Source organism: Neptunicella sp. (genome assembly GCF_048268085.1).
GTDB lineage: Bacteria > Pseudomonadota > Gammaproteobacteria > Enterobacterales > Alteromonadaceae > Neptunicella.
The window spans coordinates 216,298-234,419 of record NZ_JBLWWF010000006.1 but is presented as its reverse complement, the minus strand read 5'-3'; the positions used below and the strand labels follow the sequence as shown (position 1 = coordinate 234,419).

Annotated in this window: 24 protein-coding genes; 19 read left to right on the top strand and 5 right to left on the bottom strand. The window is 44.5% G+C overall.

Annotated elements, in window-relative coordinates; all coding sequences use genetic code 11:
• Positions 1–223: 223 nt before the first annotated feature.
• From ACTD55_RS07230 to ACTD55_RS07195, 8 genes are all read left to right on the top strand, one after another.
• Positions 224–877, top strand: coding sequence for a hypothetical protein (locus ACTD55_RS07230; protein WP_438863646.1), 654 nt, complete (start codon positions 224–226; stop codon positions 875–877).
• 22 nt (positions 878–899) lie between these two features.
• Positions 900–1,292 (top strand): hypothetical protein, encoded by a 393-nt coding sequence (locus tag ACTD55_RS07225; RefSeq protein WP_438863645.1) that lies wholly within the window; start codon positions 900–902, stop codon positions 1,290–1,292.
• 55 nt (positions 1,293–1,347) lie between these two features.
• Positions 1,348–1,920: a DUF308 domain-containing protein gene (locus ACTD55_RS07220; protein ID WP_438863644.1), complete on the top strand. Its 573-nt coding sequence runs from the start codon at positions 1,348–1,350 to the stop codon at positions 1,918–1,920.
• 54 nt (positions 1,921–1,974) lie between these two features.
• Complete coding sequence (locus ACTD55_RS07215) at positions 1,975–2,640, top strand: phytanoyl-CoA dioxygenase family protein (RefSeq protein WP_438863643.1); 666 nt, start codon at positions 1,975–1,977, stop codon at positions 2,638–2,640.
• 100 nt (positions 2,641–2,740) lie between these two features.
• Positions 2,741–2,944 (top strand): hypothetical protein, encoded by a 204-nt coding sequence (locus tag ACTD55_RS07210; protein WP_438863642.1) that lies wholly within the window; start codon positions 2,741–2,743, stop codon positions 2,942–2,944.
• Positions 2,945–3,031: 87 nt separating this feature from the next.
• Positions 3,032–3,316, top strand: a complete 285-nt coding sequence (locus ACTD55_RS07205) for a hypothetical protein (RefSeq protein ID WP_438863641.1) — start codon at positions 3,032–3,034, stop codon at positions 3,314–3,316.
• Between the two features lie 81 nt (positions 3,317–3,397).
• Positions 3,398–3,856: a nuclear transport factor 2 family protein gene (locus ACTD55_RS07200; protein ID WP_438863640.1), complete on the top strand. Its 459-nt coding sequence runs from the start codon at positions 3,398–3,400 to the stop codon at positions 3,854–3,856.
• Positions 3,857–4,005: 149 nt separating this feature from the next.
• Complete coding sequence (locus tag ACTD55_RS07195) at positions 4,006–4,254, top strand: DUF3297 family protein (protein WP_438863639.1); 249 nt, start codon at positions 4,006–4,008, stop codon at positions 4,252–4,254.
• 57 nt (positions 4,255–4,311) lie between these two features.
• On the opposite strand, the gene ACTD55_RS07190 is transcribed toward ACTD55_RS07195, so the two are convergent.
• Positions 4,312–4,824, bottom strand: a complete 513-nt coding sequence (locus ACTD55_RS07190) for a glycine cleavage system protein R (protein WP_438863638.1) — start codon at positions 4,822–4,824, stop codon at positions 4,312–4,314.
• Between the two features lie 308 nt (positions 4,825–5,132).
• Between ACTD55_RS07190 and ACTD55_RS07185 the strand changes: the two genes are divergently transcribed.
• From ACTD55_RS07185 to ACTD55_RS07175, 3 genes are all read left to right on the top strand, one after another.
• Entirely contained in the window at positions 5,133–5,810 is a 678-nt protein-coding gene (locus ACTD55_RS07185) for a TIGR00153 family protein (RefSeq protein WP_438863637.1), read from the top strand.
• Positions 5,811–5,825: 15 nt separating this feature from the next.
• Positions 5,826–7,094: an inorganic phosphate transporter gene (locus ACTD55_RS07180; protein ID WP_438863636.1), complete on the top strand. Its 1,269-nt coding sequence runs from the start codon at positions 5,826–5,828 to the stop codon at positions 7,092–7,094.
• A gap of 188 nt (positions 7,095–7,282) precedes the next feature.
• Complete coding sequence (locus tag ACTD55_RS07175) at positions 7,283–8,188, top strand: porin (RefSeq protein WP_438863635.1); 906 nt, start codon at positions 7,283–7,285, stop codon at positions 8,186–8,188.
• A 63-nt stretch (positions 8,189–8,251) separates the two neighbouring features.
• On the opposite strand, the gene ACTD55_RS07170 is transcribed toward ACTD55_RS07175, so the two are convergent.
• From ACTD55_RS07170 to ACTD55_RS07160, 3 genes are read right to left on the bottom strand one after another with little or no spacing between them, the layout of a single operon-like run.
• Positions 8,252–9,232 (bottom strand): HupE/UreJ family protein, encoded by a 981-nt coding sequence (locus ACTD55_RS07170; protein ID WP_438863634.1) that lies wholly within the window; start codon positions 9,230–9,232, stop codon positions 8,252–8,254.
• On the bottom strand, positions 9,232–10,065 hold the full coding sequence (locus tag ACTD55_RS07165; protein ID WP_438863633.1) for a peptidyl-prolyl cis-trans isomerase: 834 nt from the start codon (positions 10,063–10,065) through the stop codon (positions 9,232–9,234). The genes ACTD55_RS07170 and ACTD55_RS07165 overlap by 1 nt, the downstream gene beginning before the upstream one ends.
• Before the next feature lie 33 nt (positions 10,066–10,098).
• Positions 10,099–10,632, bottom strand: coding sequence for an RNA methyltransferase (locus ACTD55_RS07160; protein ID WP_438863632.1), 534 nt, complete (start codon positions 10,630–10,632; stop codon positions 10,099–10,101).
• Between the two features lie 195 nt (positions 10,633–10,827).
• Here ACTD55_RS07160 and ACTD55_RS07155 point away from each other — a divergent pair, with 195 nt between their 5' ends.
• The 8 genes from ACTD55_RS07155 to ACTD55_RS07120 all read left to right on the top strand — a co-directional run bounded on the left by ACTD55_RS07155 (position 10,828) and on the right by ACTD55_RS07120 (position 17,125).
• Positions 10,828–11,373 (top strand): RNA polymerase sigma factor, encoded by a 546-nt coding sequence (locus ACTD55_RS07155; RefSeq protein ID WP_438863631.1) that lies wholly within the window; start codon positions 10,828–10,830, stop codon positions 11,371–11,373.
• Positions 11,366–11,998, top strand: coding sequence for a hypothetical protein (locus ACTD55_RS07150; RefSeq protein WP_438863630.1), 633 nt, complete (start codon positions 11,366–11,368; stop codon positions 11,996–11,998). Before ACTD55_RS07155 ends, ACTD55_RS07150 begins: the two co-directional genes overlap by 8 nt.
• A gap of 48 nt (positions 11,999–12,046) precedes the next feature.
• A complete protein-coding gene (locus ACTD55_RS07145) occupies positions 12,047–12,961 on the top strand; it encodes a hypothetical protein (RefSeq protein WP_438863629.1) in 915 nt (304 codons plus the stop codon).
• A 166-nt stretch (positions 12,962–13,127) separates the two neighbouring features.
• Positions 13,128–14,252: a beta-ketoacyl-ACP synthase III gene (locus ACTD55_RS07140; protein ID WP_438863628.1), complete on the top strand. Its 1,125-nt coding sequence runs from the start codon at positions 13,128–13,130 to the stop codon at positions 14,250–14,252.
• A gap of 24 nt (positions 14,253–14,276) precedes the next feature.
• Positions 14,277–14,675 (top strand): MAPEG family protein, encoded by a 399-nt coding sequence (locus tag ACTD55_RS07135; protein WP_438863627.1) that lies wholly within the window; start codon positions 14,277–14,279, stop codon positions 14,673–14,675.
• A gap of 6 nt (positions 14,676–14,681) precedes the next feature.
• Positions 14,682–15,314 carry a gamma-glutamylcyclotransferase gene (locus tag ACTD55_RS07130; RefSeq protein ID WP_438863626.1) on the top strand — a complete coding sequence of 211 codons (633 nt, stop codon included), beginning with the start codon at positions 14,682–14,684 and terminating at the stop codon, positions 15,312–15,314.
• 102 nt (positions 15,315–15,416) lie between these two features.
• On the top strand, positions 15,417–16,226 hold the full coding sequence (locus tag ACTD55_RS07125; protein WP_438863625.1) for an ABC transporter permease subunit: 810 nt from the start codon (positions 15,417–15,419) through the stop codon (positions 16,224–16,226).
• Complete coding sequence (locus ACTD55_RS07120; RefSeq protein WP_438863624.1) at positions 16,223–17,125, top strand: ABC transporter ATP-binding protein; 903 nt, start codon at positions 16,223–16,225, stop codon at positions 17,123–17,125. Before ACTD55_RS07125 ends, ACTD55_RS07120 begins: the two co-directional genes overlap by 4 nt.
• A 3-nt stretch (positions 17,126–17,128) precedes the next feature.
• Here the strand turns inward: ACTD55_RS07120 and ACTD55_RS07115 are convergent, their stop codons facing one another.
• The gene (locus ACTD55_RS07115) at positions 17,129–18,121 is read right to left on the bottom strand and encodes a response regulator (RefSeq protein ID WP_438863623.1); all 993 of its coding nucleotides are present in this window, start codon (positions 18,119–18,121) and stop codon (positions 17,129–17,131) included.
• Position 18,122: the final 1 nt, after the last annotated feature.

Genomic DNA, 18,122 nt, shown 5'->3' with positions numbered 1-18,122 from the left:
TCATTAAATCCTGTCATACCCGCGAAGGCGGGTATCCAGAAACTTGCGGGTGAAAAGCCTTGTTTGTTTTCTGACTCATCAATAATGCATAGCTAACAAATTGATTTACTTGAATATGCAGAGTATTGTCGGAAAAATAAATCAGTAAAGAAGGAATTTCACCCGGTACGAATACGGGATTAATTCCTTCTATTAAGTTGTTAGCCATTAAGGAAATATCGAGATGTCACCATGGTTTAGCTTCATAATTTCCTGTCTCGCTCTGTCCGTATCAGGCGTGACGGCGTGGCTGACTTTCTTCCGTAAGGGACGGCTGTTGATGACTCAACCTACAGTCATATTCTTTGGCCCCGACGGCTCAAAATTCGACAGCAAGAAAAATAAGATTTATCTGCGAACCCTGCTCTATAGCACAGCCAAGCGTGGCCAGGTGCTGGAAAGCCTTCATGTAGCGCTGCACCGCAATGAATCAAAGCAGAACTTTAATATCTGGGTTTACGGTGAGAAAGGAAATTTAAAAAGAGGCAGTGGTCTATTTGTGCCGCAGGAAGGCGTTATTTTTGATCATCATTTTTTACTACCCGAAGACGGGGCTAACTTCAATTTCAATTCGGGAGTATACAAACTGACAGTCATTGCTAAGTTGGTCGGGCAATCAACCAAGCACGAATTGGCATCGATTGACCTTTCAATAAGTGAAGCACAAGCGTTGGAGCTGGCAAAACCGAGTGCGGGAATATACTTCGATTGGGGCCCTGACCAACAGAGCTACCACTCTCATATAGAAACCAAGCCCGAAGTTGATCCTGATTTTGAGCAACTTCTGGCAGTCATGGCTAACAAAAAAATGCAGCCGACGCAAAAAGCGTGCGGCTGATTTTGGCGTTAGGGTTCACTCAATGAAGCTAATTATTTTTTTAATTCTTTTCGTATTTAGCTTTATCCCGGTAACGGCCAGTGCTTGTTCTTGTGGCGAGCATGTTGAAATCAATTGGGATTCAGACATAATCGTTACAGCAATTACTACTTCTGAGCCTTGGACATTTTCTTTTACTGAGAAAGAGTATGTCTTTGACGTCACAGAAAGCTTATTAAATTATGCCCAACCAACGCTTCACTTAATGACTCGCCGAGATACTGCGGCTTGTGGTTATCACTATGAAAAGGGCGTTGAGTATTTAATTATCACACATAAAAATAATAACGAGTTCATATCGGGCCGATGCAGTTCGTGGCCGCTAGAAAGTGAGTCAGCGCAATATGTATTGAGTAAACTTAATGCAAAACCCTGACAGGTTAAATTGGAAAATCACTCGCTGTTCAAAGCATTAAATTTCAAGGAAAGTTATGGAGTTAACTCAAAAAAAATCATCAAATCAAACTACATTCGAATTTGGTGAAGAAAAACTAAAATACACAATTAAGGATGCTTCGGGAAAGAAAACATTCTCAACTGAATACGGTTCTATTTCTGACGAAGATTTTGACGAATTGGAAGAGAAAAATGCTTGGTTTAGAAATGTTGGTATTTTGTGGGTACTTATAGGTGTATTTCAAATTGCTAACCGCTTCATGGAGTCAGGGACTTTTTCTGGTTCAATGTGGTTAACGCTTGGAATCATTTGTTTAATCACTTATCGATTTAAAACTACAAGTTATACGATTGTTGATGCGGAGAAAGGAAGAATATTCATCATTCAAGATGATCAACATTCGAAAATACTTGATGAAATTTCAACTCGTAGAAAGATGCAATGGAAACTTTGGTATGGTTCGGTAAATTATGAAAATGATCCCAAAAACGAACTAAATAAATTTCAGTGGCTACTTGATAAAAAAGTAATATCAGATGACGAATTCGAGAAAGTAAAGCTTGAAATTGGTCAAGTAAATGAAATGCCAGAAAGAATACTCAATTGATATATAGCAAGCTAATCAATAAGGACGTGACATGACAATCAAGGATCAATCTTAGTGTCAGCCCTAGAAGATGGGTATGAATTGATAGGTGAATTTTTATCTCACGAGCAGCTCAATTCCATAAATAACGAAATAAAAGATGTTAGCTTCCCCGCTAACGCTGGCGGAATTCGAAATGTGGAAAAAAAGTTTGCTTCTATCCGTGATATTGCTTTATCAGATACTCTAATTATTCAGACTAAAAAATATCTTTCAGGAACCGTCGGTTTAGTTCGAGCTATCTTATTTAACAAGACCTTAGAGAATAATTGGCTGGTAACATGGCATCAAGACAGAACAGTAGCAGTGTCTGAAAAATTCGAAAAACATGAATGGGGGCCATGGAGCATCAAGGATCAAGTCCACCATGTTCAGCCGCCGGTAGATGTACTCAATCAAATGGTGACCTTTCGAATTCACCTAGATGATACAAGTCTAAAAAATGGGTGCCTAAAAGTCTTGCCAAAAAGCCATCAACTAGGCATTTTAGATCCCGGTACTATCCAAACATATGCACAAAATCATGAGGCAGTAGTTTGTGATGCGCCAGCAGGGTCAGCTCTGGCTATGCGTCCGCATATACTGCATTCATCTAGCAAAGCTGTAGACCCATCGCAACGCCGGGTTTTGCACCTTGAGTACAGTAGTTTTACATTACCAGCTGGTGTCTCATGGGCGTAAAACATGTAACAAACACAGCCAGCAGGACGCCGCGAACGATGCGCCGCCACTGCTGTGAGCACCAAGCAACCAATCAAACGCATCAATAAGGAATATTGGCATGTCGAAGTCGGAAGATCAGCTCTCGCAACAGAAAATGGGTGTTTATATTGCTGTGGGGACGGGGATCGGCACTGCGCTGGGGGGTATCAGTGGTGTTGTGTTTGATATTTTACCCTTTAGCCTGTCTTTTGGAATAGCGGTGGGATGTGGTCTTGGTATCGCTATTGGTTCGTCGTTCAATTCAAAAACCAGAGAAAAATAACGCCATAGACGGGCTTTGCCGGAATGGTTCCCATCGGGCGCTGGTGCCTATTGCCCAACCCGATTTTATAACTTAAGGATAATGTTGATGAAAGTACAGGTTAAACGTTTTTCGACTCACCAAACCGCGAAAGTCTTTGCGGTATTAATGGCAGTGACGTCGTTACTGTTTATGATTCCATTTATGCTTCTTTCCATGTTTGCCGGTGGTGATTCCGGCCAGTTTGGGGTGTCTGTTTCCATGTTTATTATAATGCCGTTTTTTCAAGGTGTTTTTGGCTACATCATGGTGAGATTTGGGATGTGGATTTACAACAAAATCACTCCGCGTGTTGGCGGGATTGAATTTGAGTTCGAAGAAGTTGAGTCATAACAATACGCTCTTAAACGGGCAGGGGCTCACTGGCGGGGCGACATTCAGCTGTTAGATAAACAGCGTTATTATCGAGGTTTTATGAAAAACGTATATGGGGTTTTATTAACGCTGTTATCCCTTCCTGCATTGGCGGAGGGCATTTCTTTACAAGACAAAATGATGTCGCTGGATAGCGAGCTGTTTGCCTCTTTTAATCATTGTCAGGATCCGGAACAACTGGCTAAACATGCCGGTTATTTTGCTGCGGATGTGGAGTTTTATCATGACAATGGTGGTGTGACCTGGGATCGTGACACCATGATTTCAAACACTAAAAACAATGTGTGTGGCAAATTCACGCGTAAGCTTGTGGCGGGGTCGTTTAAAGCCTATCCCATTAAAGGATTTGGTGCCATTACTGAAGGCGAACATCTGTTTTGCCAAGCGGGCACTGAGCAATGCGAGGGCAAAGCGGATTTTGTGATGGTGTGGCACAATGTTAATAATAAATGGCAGGTTACCCGCGTATTAAGTTTTGGGCATCGTGAAAATCACTAAACGCCATTGGTATTGTGCGTTGGCATTGTTATTGGGCTTCAAGTTTGGCTAATAAATTATTGTCCATCATTGGGCGAGCGATGCGGCTTGAGCGGTTGATTTATATTGTCTAGAATGGCGCACTTTTCTATTTAATGCAGGTTAATAATATGAGCGATAGTCAATCACGTCCTCCTTTACCCGATCGCCTCTCTGGTAATCCTCGTAGCCGATACCATGTGGAAGAAATTTTCGAGCATAACATTGGTATTCGACTAAACGGCAAAGAGCGTAACGATGTGGAAGAATATTGTATTAGTGAAGGATGGGTGAAAGTACCTGCCCATAAAGCGCTGGATCGTCGGGGTCAACCCCTTTTGCTTAAGTTAAAAGGCACCGTAGAAGCTTATTATAGTTAACTTCCCAAGGGTGTCTCCGTCCATAGCACAACCTCGCTGTTGTGCTATGGCAAGGCCTTAATCCCGCTTTAATTGCAATTCCACCACCAGATCATTGGCAATATCTTCTAAACGTTCCTGTACTTCATCCAATGACAATTCCGCTGGTACTCCAATTAGAATTTCGGCTTTAAATAGCTCGCCACCCCAGTTGGGGGCGCTTTCGCAATGGGATTGCATTTTGAGCACATTGGCGCCAGCGTGATGCAGGGCCGCGGTGATTTCCTGCACGATACCGGGTTTGTCATTACCCATAATATCTACTGTGGCAGTGCGGGTTTCGCCCGGCTGGAATTCACTAATATCTTCATGGACGACACAACGCAAGTCACTAATATTGTTAACGGCGGTATGAAAGGAGTCAATCTGATCGTCCGGTAACATAACCTGAATAATACCGGCGAACTGACCGGCCATTTTACTCAAGCTGGATGCCAGCCAGTTACCTTGATGCTGGTAAATGGTTTTGGAAATACGTTCTACAATCCCCGGTTTGTCTGTGCCTACCAGTGTCACAACAATTTGTTTCATATCTGATTCTCTTAGGTTGCTTGTTGTCAGTTCGAGGTGAAGTTATGGCCTATGTTTAGCAAAATTGCATGGAATGTCCATCATATCTTTTCTGTTTCAGGCTGGGACAATATTAGTGAACGCCCAATTATAAAGGGCTGACAGGATTTTTAGCGGATTCAGCGTGCATGGAAGTTGAATTGCTGTAGAGAAGATGGTTTACATAAGCTACTCTGAAGCTGCAAAGCAATTTGTCATTTTGTTATTTTATGACTGACAGGATCGTGTATTATGCGCGCCGACGAACATGAGTCAAACATGAGGTTAATATGCCCGCAAACTCTTTTTTAGGGGTTTTTGCCAAATCCCCACTTAAACCGTTAGAAGAACACATCAATATGGTGCACGAGTGCTCTCAAGGCTTGGTTCCTTTTTTCGATGCTGTTTTTAGCTGTGACTGGAAAGAAGCCCAACAGCAGCAAAAAAGTATTTCAAACATGGAAAAACAGGCGGATACCCTCAAGCGTGAGTTACGCATGAGCTTGCCCGGCGGCATTTTTATGCCCATTAATCGGCAGGATATTTTGGACTTGTTGACCCAACAGGACAAAATTGCCAATAAAGCCAAGGATATTTCGGGACGTATTTTAGGTCGTGAACTGGAAATACCAGTGCCAATGCAGGAACAGTTTAAGGCTTATCTGGATCGTTGTTTAGATGCGACTCAACAGGCCAAAATTGTAATCAATGAGCTTGATGAATTGCTTGAAGCTGGCTTTAAAGGTCGTGAAGTTCGCTTGGTCGAAGGTATGATCAAAGAACTGGATAAAATAGAAGATGATACGGATGTCATGCAGGTAAAAATGCGTAAACAGCTCCGCGAGCTGGAGTCCGGTATTAATCCTGTCGATGTTATGTTTCTGTATAACATCATTGAATGGGTCGGTGATTTAGCCGATATATCTGAGCGAGTCGGTTCTCGACTCGAACTTATGTTAGCCAATTAAACAGGCAGATTTCTGATGGATATATTATCAACTTATGGCGTAATGCTGGTTGTCATTGCGGCGCTGGTAGGCTTTTTGATGGCCTGGGGTATTGGTGCGAACGATGTGGCCAATGCAATGGGAACTTCAGTTGGCTCTAAAGCATTAACAATCAAGCAGGCTATTTTTATTGCCATGGTATTTGAGTTCGCTGGAGCTTATCTGGCGGGCGGGGAAGTCACCTCCACAATTCGAAAAGGCATTATTGATAGTGCCTTTTTTATTGAGCAACCGGAATTACTGGTTTACGGCATGATTTCTGCGCTATTCGCAGCCGGCGTCTGGCTGGCGGTAGCGTCTTACTTGGGCTGGCCGGTCTCCACCACCCATTCTATTGTGGGCGCAATTATTGGTTTTGCCGCAGTCGGGGTGAGTTCCGACGCCGTCATGTGGAGTAAAGTAGGCGGGATAGTGGGCAGCTGGATTATTACCCCGGCTATTTCGGGTTTTATTGCCTATATCATTTTTATGAGTGCCCAAAAACTGATTTTTGATACCGATGAACCCTTCAAAAATGCCAAGCGCTATGTGCCATTTTATATGGGATTAGCCGGTTTTGTGTTGTCCTTGGTGACCATTAAAAAAGGCTTAAAGCATGTTGGTCTGAGTATTCCTTCTGCCGAAGGGTATTATATTGCCATCGCCATTGCGGTGGGCGTTGCGCTGATTGGCCGGTTATTCATCAATCGCATCAAATTTGATGCAAGTGATGATCATCGTTTGCAATTTATTAGCGTTGAAAAAGTCTTTGCCATTCTTATGGTGGTGACCGCGTGTTGTATGGCATTTGCCCATGGTTCAAATGATGTTGCCAATGCGATTGGTCCTTTAGCGGCCGTTGTTAGCGTAGTTAACAGTGGTGGTGAAATTGGCAAACAGGCGCCGTTAGTTTGGTGGATATTACCTTTGGGTGGATTGGGTATTGTGGCTGGTTTGGCCTTATTTGGTCATCGCGTGATCCAAACTATCGGCAAGGGAATTACTCATTTAACCCCCAGTCGTGGTTTTGCGGCTGAATTAGCGGCGGCTAGTACGGTTGTAATCGCGTCGGGTACCGGATTGCCTATTTCAACTACACAAACCCTGGTGGGTGGCGTATTAGGTGTGGGTATGGCGCGTGGTATCGCCGCCCTAAACATGGGCGTTGTGCGTAATATTGTTATCTCTTGGGTTATCACTTTGCCGGTGGGTGCTGGCTTATCTATTGTGTTCTTCTATATTATTAAAGCTATATTTGAAGCCTGAACAGGTAAAAGCTGAATTGTTTGCCAGTCAAATAATTCAGCGTTTGTTTTATTAATGTCATATTAAAGACATAAATTTTTAATTAAAATTTAAAAAAAATGTCATTATGTAATAAAACTGTCATGTAAGCAGGGCATAGTGTGAGTCATTATCGTGCTATGTCTTGTCACTTGTAGAGGAATTATTAGATGCACTTATCCAAACCATTGTCACTTCTTGCGTTAATGTGCGCATCCACTTATACACTTGCTGATCCTGTTACCCTTTACGGAAAGGCGAATGTGAGTCTGCAAAGTGCAGATGAAGGTGGAGATCGTTTTACTGAAACTAAAAGTAATAATTCACTTTTCGGTGTAAAAGGCGAAGTCGCACTTGATGGCGGTTTAACCGCATTTTACATGCTTGAATGGGGCGTTGATTTAGCCGAGTTATCCGGTAGCGATAATATTAAATCACGTAATCAGTATGTGGGTCTTAAAGGTGACTTTGGGGCGGTGATGATTGGTCGCAATGACACTATGCTAAAACAGTCGCAAGGCAAGCTGGATCAATTTAATAATTATGATGGCGACTTAAAAGGTATCTGGAAAGGTGAAAATCGCTTAGGTGACAGCATTACTTATGTGTCGCCCAAACTAGGCGATTTTACCCTGGGATTAACCTATATCACCGAAGGTGAAGAAGACGGCGAAGACGGTACGTCGGTATCACTGAACTATGGTGATAAAAATCTGAAGAAAAGTGCTGTGTACGCTTCGGTTGCCGCGGACTTTGATGTGAATGGCTACGATATTATTCGTGCCGCCGTACAGACCAAGTTCGATGCATTAACCATTGGAGCAATGTTGCAGCAACAGGAAGCAGCGAACTCCGGTGATAGCAAAGAAGGCTTTATGGTGAGTGCCGCTTACAAAATGGATAAAATCACCTATAAAGGCCAGTTCCAAACCTTGGAAGACGATAACGCAACCTCCGTTGGTGCGGATTACAAACTGGGAGCAAATACTAAACTGTTTGCCTGGTATACGATGCAATCGTTGGATGAGAAAAAGGATAAAAACTGGTTAGCGGTAGGCTTGGAACATAAGTTCTAATTGCGGCTCAATCATATTATTTTTTCGTTAAAAGCCCTGCTAGCCAGGGCTTTTTTATATGCACTAAAACAGACTGACGGTTCGTTCCACCAGCCAAAAGGCACTCACTGTACCTACGGTGTAGGCCGTTACCTGTAATAAATCCTGTTGTTTGACCCGCCAGAACTGACTGATTAGCCACGCCGCTATCAACAAGCTGCTGATAAAGATCACTTGCCCCAGTTCCACTCCCACATTAAAAAACAGCAGTGCAATCGCAAAGCCGTTTTGTGGCAGGCCAATTTCGGTTAACACTGCCGCAAAACCAAAGCCATGAATCAACCCAAATGTACTTGAGACCAGGGCCGGATAACGCCAGGTTAGCGAGGTTTTATGGGGTTTTAATAGTTCAGCGGCCAGGAATAAGATACTCAAGGCAATCACCGCTTCAACGGGGGCAACCGGCACCTGTAACCAGTTTAACGAGGTTGCCAATAAGGTAACAGAATGAGCCAGCGTAAATCCGGTAATGGTGACTAATATGCGTTTGGGCGTACCGGCAATAAAGACTAGGCACAACACGAACAGCAGATGATCCCAGCCGATTAAAATATGCTCTATTCCCATTATTGTATAGTTGGCAGCAATGCTGGTACGGTCATCCGGTGCATCTATGGTTAAGGCCGTTTGGGCGGGTGTGAAGCGCTGCATACTCAGGCTGCCATCTTCAAATTCAATTCGCAGTAATACATCAGTGCGAGTATTCGCCAGGCCTTGTATTTGGATTGACTCACCTGCCAATGATGCGGGGCATTGAATCTCCCATTGTTGGTTGGAAATCAGTTCATTTTGCACAATGGCGATGGGGGCGATTTGACGGCATTGTGGCGGAAATTGAGCCTGCAATGATAAACGTGTGCCGCTATGCAAAGGCACTTTAAACCTCACCTGATAGTGGTGATTCGCCTGTTCCACTAACGACAAAAAGGCCGGTCTTATTTCATCGGCCCAGCTCAAACTTGGCAAAAGGCATAGCATCATCGTTAAACGGATCAAGCCACGCATTAACGGCTCTCCAAAGAATAGGGCGCAATGTTGAGCTGATATTGGGCACGCAAGGTTTGGTAATAGCGCTGTTCAGCCTGCTGGCGTTGCTGTTGCTGGTAAACCAGTGCGACCTCATCTTCAATCTGGCTAAATTCCGGGGCCGGAGGGTCGAGACGTTGCGAGATTTTGATTAAATGCAATCCGTACTGAGACTGAATCGGGCCACGCCATTCGCCCGCTTGTTGAGCAAACAGTTGTTGGCTAAAGACCTCGCCAAATAAACGTTGTACGCCAGCCAGCGTAATATCGCGATACTGCCTGGCCAGAGAACTTGAATCACCCACCATTGCATCGTTGTTTTGCTGCAGTGCTGTTAGCCATTGACTGGCTTGCTGCTGCCCGTTCGGATGTTGCAACGGATCGATAAATATTTGCTCAAAGCTAATCTGGGGTTGTGGTTTAAACAGCGCTTTATGGCCGTTATAAAAGGCTTTTAAATCTTGTTGTGCAGGGATGGCCGGTTGCGTAAAACCATCGTTAAGCATCACGACTTTTTGCGCCAAGCGCTGGCGAATAACCGGATCATGCTTGTCCAATTCCAGTTGCAAGGCTTCACGGTATAAGACTTCCTGCTTAATGCGTTGTTCGATTAAGTGATCTAAGGTCGTTTGATCAAGGGGATCCGAATGGGTTTGCTGCCATTCTGTGACCAGCTGGTTGATCATGGTTTTATCAATATTAATCTGCTGAGTGTCGTCATTGTCACTACTCATAACATGGTTAATGGCAAATAATATGCAGCCCAGACAAATAAAATGAAACAGCGGCTCTTTAATCAATTTAGTTAGCATAATGGCATTTAACACCTTGAAGTTAATACTGAATTAGTTTTTGTTTTGATGGTTGCTATTGGAATTAACGCTAGCGCGATTATTGGTATCTCGACTGCGGCGAATAAGCTCGTCGCCCAGTTCTACACAATCACTTTTGGCTAATCGATCATAGAGTACAACATTGACGGTGGCGGCCAGATTCATACAACCTTTGGTGGGAATATACACCACTTCATCGCACCAACTTAATTGTTGTTGTGTCAGGGAGCCATCTTCCGGCCCAAACAGATAAAAAGCGTTATCGGGATGTTTAAAATCAATTAACGGCTTTGCCCCTTCAATTAATTCAATTGCCACCACGGTCGCACCGGCAGGAATATGTTGTGCCAGATCATCCACAGCACGAGTATCGATATGCTGATGCATATTTTTGGTATCGGTATAAAACGCTTTGGCACGCTCGTAACGCTGTCCGGAATAGAGCACCGCATTGGCATCGTAACACCCTGCGGCTCGCAAGATACTGCCCACATTGGCCGGACTTTTGGGGTTAACTAACCCGATGGTGACGTGCTGTTTAGCCATTGACTGGTTCCCCGACAAAAAGAGGCAGGATTATACCCTGCATAAGGATTAAGTGAACGCAAAGACGCTCAATTGTCTATTTTTCAGGATTGGGATTAACATCAATAAAATTTTTTATTTTTTCAAACTATTTTCCAACAGGGTTCGACTTAATGTACAAAGAAAACAAAAAAGACACCAAAGGAATGCAGTTGAGTGTTTGAACAAACAGACGAGAAGCTGATCAATAAAGCGCTAAAGGGCAATAAAAACGCCTGGCTTAAACTGATAAAGCGATACGAAAAGCCAATCTATAACTATGCCTTGCGGATGGTCGGTAATGCTGATGACGGGATGGATGTGATGCAGGAGATTTTTATCTCGGTGTTTCGCAATCTGTCTAGCTATCGGGGCGAGGGCAGCTTTAAAAGCTGGATATTCAGGATCGCCAATTATCGGGTGATCGAATTTTATCGGCGTAAAAAGCCCATGCAAAGTATTGATGAACAGCCTGAAGCGCCCGACGAACAGGATCTTTCCGCGGAACAGCAAATGTTGTCTCGACGTGAGGGAGAACAGTTGGTTAATGCGATGCAAAGTTTGCCGCTGGCACAAAAAGCGGTAGTGGAATTAAAGTTTTTCGGTGAATTTACCTTTGAGGAAATCGCCGACCAACTGGGGATATCGGCCAATACGGTCAAATCCCGGTTGTATAGTGGTTTAGATAAATTAAAGCAGGTGATGGAGATTGAATATGTCTGATCTCGAACAACAATTTGAACGCTGGCTGGAGGGCAAACTCAGCCCCTCTGAGCAACAGCAATTTGAACAGCAATGTCAATCCGATCCGCTGATGGCTGACCGCTTGGCCATGGCGCAAACCGCCAAACGTCAAGTACATGCTTACGAACAACGGGATGTCCCCCAGTGGAATGCAGCGGCGACGTTTGCAGTTAATAACGAGCCTAAGGGCTGGTTTCAATGGCAAAGCTCACTGTCTTTCGCGATGTCCATTGTGGCTATTTGTATGGTGCTGTTTAAGGTAGAAATACAGGTAAACGACGGGGCAATGACATTAAGTTTTGCTGGCAAACAGCAGCAACAACAGGTTGAAAAACTGGTTAGTGACAAACTCGATGAGTTTCAGCAAAACCAGCAATTGGCATTGGCTGATTTCTCACAAACCATACAAGAGCAACAGAAGTTGAATAACGCCCAACTGACTAACTATTTACTGACTTCCAACCGGGAGGAGCGGCGCGAAGACTTTGTTGAGCTAATTAAGTTTGTTAATGAGCAGCGCAGTGATGATCAGTTATTTTTCGCAAAACAGATTAATAAATTACAGGACGACATCTATGCCAATCCCGGCAACAGTAAGCACTAATCTACTGCCGGTTTGGTTCAGACAATATTTTTTAAGAGGTAATCAAAGATGAAAAAAGCATTAATCGCATTGGCCGCTGGGGCATTCACAATAGGTTCGGCACAGAGTGCCACCAACATGACCGAATTAAGTAAAGATTTGGCTATTATGTCCAGTATTTTACAAACGGCTTTACAGCAAGGTAATGATGACAAAGGTATCCGTTTTCGTAATTTGGATGTGAGCTATCTGGCGGATCAGGGGGTGGTATTTGAAGTCAGCACCACCAAAGGAGGTTGGAACTTTAACTTTGATTTCGGTGATATTGTTAATGCCTTGCCTATTGCCCCGCGAGCGCCCGTTGCACCGGCCGGTAACGGTAATCATTGGGTCATTGATATTGAACAGGAAGATTTTGAGCAGGAAGTGGAACAGGCAATGGAACACGCTCAGGATGCGATGCGAGAAGCTCGTGAGCAACTGCGTGATTTACGCAATCGTGAACGAGAACTGAGTTGGGAGCAGCGTGAATATGAACGTCGTCGTCGTGACATCGAATTTGAAAAAAGCCATGCCGATGAAAACGATCGTAAAGAGCTGGAGCAAGAAATTAAGGAACTGAATAAAGAACAGGAAAAGCTCAATACCAAGCGTCAGGAAATCGATAAATACGCATCCGAAATTGAAAAAGAGCAGCAAAAACAGGCTCAAGCCACTAAAGAAGCGCGTGAAAAACAATATAGAGCGTTTTTGGCCCGTTTCGAAGAAAATGTTGCTGATGTCTTGTGTAAATACGGCGCCGGAGTCAAATCAATGCCTGATGATGAGCATGTCAGCTTTGTGTTAAACGGTTTTGGTGAAGAGAAAGGACGAGACCGTCAGGACAAAATTTATGTCTTCAAAAATAAGGATATAAAATCCTGTGTAGCGGAAAAAATCGATACCAATAAATTGTTATCTAACGCGCAGACTTATCTTTTCTAATGTAATGAAATATTAATCAGTCAAAGGGCAACAGCAGTTGCCCTTTTCTTTATCCCGCATAAAACAATATCATCGTACCTATACAATTACTTACAGCCGATAAACAGCGCTGTAAAAAAACGTCTTTCAGGTTAAACTTGCAAAAGTTTATTGGCAGGAATTGAATATGAACAGTAGTGTTGTTATTAGTGGTTCGGGTTTGTGGACACCCGAACATCGTATTAGTAATGAAGAATTGATCGGCAGTTATAATGCCTGGGCAGACAAATATAATGCCGAGAATGCCCAAGCAATCGAAGCCGGTGATTTGCAAGCCAAGCCTCACTCCAGTGCAGAATTTGTTGAAAAAGCCTCCGGCATCAAAAGCCGTTATGCCTATATTAAAGACGGTATTCTGGATATTAATCGAATGCGTCCGCGTATTCCTCTGCGTAGCGATGATCAACTGTCGGATCAGGCTGAAATCGCCTTACATGCGGCCCGACAAGCACTTAAAGCGGCGAACAAGTCGCCATCCGATATTGATGCTGTGATTGTCTCTTGTGCGATCACTCAGCGTTCCTTTCCGGCCATAGCGATTGAGGTGCAAGAAGCGCTGGGAATTACCGGTTTCGGCTTTGACATGTTAGTCGCTTGCTCTGCGGCAACCTTTGGTGTGCACCGGGCTTATGAAATGGTCAAAGCGGGTACAGCGAAAGCGGTGTTGGTGATTAATCCGGAATTAACCTCACCGCTGGTTAATTATACCGATCGCGACAGCCACTTTATTTTTGGTGATGTGTCCACCGCCATGGTGGTCGAAAGTAGCGAAAGTTGTCAAAGCGATAACGCCTTTGAGATTTTAAGTACCAAAGCCGTTACCCAATATTCGAGTAATATTCGCGCCAATATTGGCTATGTCAATCATGCCAATGATTCGGATCCGACCTCACCGGATAAATTGTTTTATCAATATGGACGCAAAGTCTTTAAAGAGGTCTGCCCGATGGCGGCCGAGCATATTTTGCAACATATACAAGCTCATCAACTGGAGACCAGTCAAGTCAAACGCTGGTGGCTGCATCAGGCCAACATTAATATGAACTTGTTGATTGTAAAGAAAATTTTGGGGCGCGATGCCACCCAGCAAGAAGCCCCAATCGTATTGGATGAATACGCCAATACCGCATCGGCAGGCTCATTGATTGCGTTTAATTTGCATCAACAAGATATGCATTCTGGTGATATAGGCGTGTTATGCTCATTTGGCGCAGGCTACTCTATTGGTAGTTTGGTATTACGTAAAATATAGTTTGGACACAGCAGAGGATTAAGCATGATTATCACCCCGATTTATGCAGGTATTTTAGCGTTAATATTTTTGGTGTTGACCGTTAGGGTTATCCTGATGCGTGGTCAAGGCATTAGTTTGGGCGATGGAGGCAATGATATTATGCAACGCCGTATTCGCGCCCATGGCAATTTTGCCGAGTTTGTTCCTTTTATTCTGTTAATGATCGGGATATTGGAAATGGGCCGTTTTCCGGCTTTTTGGCTGCATATTATGGGCATCGCCCTGGTCGTTTCGCGACTACTGCATGGTTATGCGCTGGCCTTTACCGAAAAATTTAAATTTGGCCGCATGTGGGGTGCTGCACTGACCTTTTTATTATTGCTCGTCTGTGGCGTGTTATGCCTGTATCAAGGTATCAATGCTTATATGATGGTAAGTTAAGTTCTGTTGCAGGAAACTGACGAATTTATTCTGGGCTATGGTAGCTTACTCAGTCACGATAGCCGTTGGCGCTATTCTGCCTTGAATACCGAGGTGATCCCGGTCAGTGTGCAAGGCTGGCAGCGAAGCTGGATCACCCGCAATATTGAAGAACAACAATCTCATGTGGGCGCAGTTGCCCAGCCCGGTGCCAGTTTAAACGGAGTATTGGTACCAACGGCAACCATTAGTGATTCATTGCGCCAACGGGAAAAAGATTATCGCTTTGCGCCGGTTTCACTGGCGCAATTAACTTTGCAGGTTCAACCTGCGCAACTGACCCCGCTAGTTGAACAGTTACACAATCGAAAAATCTGGCTATGCCAAAGCCTGGATAGTCATCCGGCCAATAGCGATTTCCCAATTATGCAAACCTATCTGGATACCTGTTTAGTCGGTTGTTTTGAAAATGGCGGTGACGATTTTGCACGGGCTTTTATTCAGACCACGCAAGGCTGGAATAGTGGCTGGGTCGATGACCGTGGCGAGCCACGCTATCCCCGTGCCGCCAAGGTGACCCCGGCGCAACAGGAAAGAATCGATTTATTACTGGAAGACCTTAATCTGTTACGACTAAGACAAACTCTGCCCACCTGCTAAACAGTCGAATTTGCTTACAATTTGCTGGTTATCACAACAAGCCAAATGCTTGTTTTTGCTGCTATTGTATCTTTGTTGTTGAATTTGCAGAAGGAGTAGGGCATGGATATTCAACGTTGTTGGGCACTAGCGGTATTCGAGCTTAACCGCTTATTTATGACCCGGCGGGGGCTGATAGCCTTGGCGGTTTTTGGTCTATTCTGGCTGATTATTTTTTATTATCTCATTTCCCGTGGCGCAGACATTCTGAATTCACCTGCCTTTGCAGAGATGGCTGAACAGAGTTTTGGCCAACTGGGGTTGTCGGAAATTTATCAGTGGCCCATGGCTGAATTGGTCATTTACTGGCTGGTGGCAATACATTTATATCCACTCATGACCATAATGATGAGTGCCGACCAAAGCGCATCAGACCGGGATCGCGGCACCTTACGGTTTTTGGTATTGCGTGCTAGCCGCAGCGAAATTCTGTTTGGACGCTTTGCTGGTCAAGTCATGATTATGGGACTGCTGACAGGAGCCAGTTTACTTGCCGCATTGGTTATGGGAGGGATCCAAAATATAGCGGTCATCATTGCCGCCAGTTTGATTGCCGTTGGTTTATGGTTACATTTGCTCATTGCATTACTTCCTTTTATTGCCTTAATGACGTTATTTAACGGTTTTTTACGTTCAGCACGTCAATGTGTGTTGGTGGCATCGCTGGTACTGGGGGGATTGAGTATATTACTGTCGTTATTAACCTACTGGTATCCGGCTTTTTCTGTTTTGGAATATCTGCTACCCGGCAATGATTTGACTGATTTACTCAGTTTACCGGGGCAAACGTTACAGAGTTATTTGCAACCGGGATTGCAAACGGTTGGATTATTGTCGTTGGCCTGGCTAATAAATCAACGGAGTTCATTATGAGCGCAATGATTCAATGTGAGCAGATTAGTCGTCGTTTCGGCCATAAAGTGGCGCTGGATAATGTCAGTTTTGAGATTAACCAAGGTGCACCGGTCGCGTTAGTTGGTCCCAATGGGGCAGGAAAAACCACCTTGTTTAGTCTGCTGTGTGGTTATTTGGCTCCCAGCAGCGGCCGGATCACCATTCTGGGCCATCCTCCCGGCAGTTCCGCACTAATCAATCAGTTATCGGCATTGCCGCAGGATGCGTTGCTCGATCCGCGTTTTAGTGTCGGCCAGCAATTGCGTTTTTATGCGCGACTGCAAGGCTTGAGTGACGCGGAGCAAAAATATGAAACAGAACGCTGTTTGGAGCTGGTATCCCTGTCGGATTGCATTGAACAGCGGCCCGGAGATTTATCTCATGGCATGCGCAAGCGAGTGGCGATTGCCCAGGCGTTGATTGGTCAGCCTAAAATAGTCATGCTGGATGAGGCAACGGCTGGACTGGATCCGAAAAATGCCCGTCAAATCCGTGACTTGGTGGCGGATTTGGCTAATGACATTACTTTTATCCTCAGCTCTCATGATTTAAATGAGTTGGAACGTCTTTGTGGTTCGGTGCTATTTCTGGAGCAGGGGCAATTGCAACAACAGCAGGTTGTTAGCCATGAGAGTGTGATGAACACACTAACCTTGCGGATGCAGCAGGTCGACAGTGATTTTATGTCGGTATTGGAAGCAATACCGGGCATGTTGAGCGTACGGGCTGGGGCGCACAATGAGTTTATTTTACAGTTTGATCCGAAGATCAGTCCGGATATGCATATACAGGTACTGAGTGTCTGTTATCAGCGCAACTGGCCTTATCGACAGCTGATTGCGGGGGCGACGCTGGAAAATATACTCTTTGAACAGTAATCGCTATTCTGGCCAGTTGCCTTTAATGACCAGAATTTTGTCCAATTCCTGTTCGAGCAAGTCAACTAATTGAGGATCAAAATGGATCCCTTTTTGTTGCTTGATATAGTTCATGGTGTCATCTATCGGCCAGGCCTCTTTGTAGGGACGTTTGGTCGTTAGGGCATCAAATACGTCTGCCAGCGCGACAATACGGCCTTCAATCGGTATATCTTCGCCTTTTAGCCCGTAGGGGTAGCCACTTCCATCCCACTTTTCGTGATGATGCAAGGCGACGGACTTCGCCAGTGTTAATAATTCGGAATCGCATTCACCAATAATTTCAGCCCCAATTAACGGGTGCTTTTTCATTTCAGCAAATTCTTCATCGGTCAATTTGGCGGGTTTGAGCATAATGCTATCGGCGATGCCGATTTTGCCAATATCGTGCATGGGCGCGGCGTGGAACAGATCGTCGGCTTTTTGCTCTGAAAACCCGTAGGCCAGTGCAATTACTTTTGAATAATGACTCATCCGAATGACGTGCAGGCCGGTTTCGTTATCTTTGTATTCCGAGGCACGACCGAGGCGCTGGATCACCTGTAAACGGGTTTTTTTAAGCTCATCGGTTCTGACTAATGATAAATGGGTTTTGACCCGGGCTTTGACAATGGGAGGAGAGACGGGTTTGGTGATGTAATCCACCGCACCATATTCGAAGCCTTTGGCTTCGTCATCGGTATCTTTTAGTGCGGTAATAAATATCACCGGAATCGCCGCCGTGTCGGGTTCAGATTTTAATTGCTGACAGGTTTCAAAACCGGTCATGCCCGGCATCATTACGTCCAGCAAGATCAGATCCGGTTTATCCCGTTGAGCCAATTTAAGTGCTTCTTCACCGGATTTGGCAAAAATTAGCCGATAGTTGTCATGTAATATCTGTTTTAACACACGCAGGTTAGCCGGCTCATCATCGACCAGTAGAATTTTTGTTTGGTTGTCAGAGGTATTTTGCATG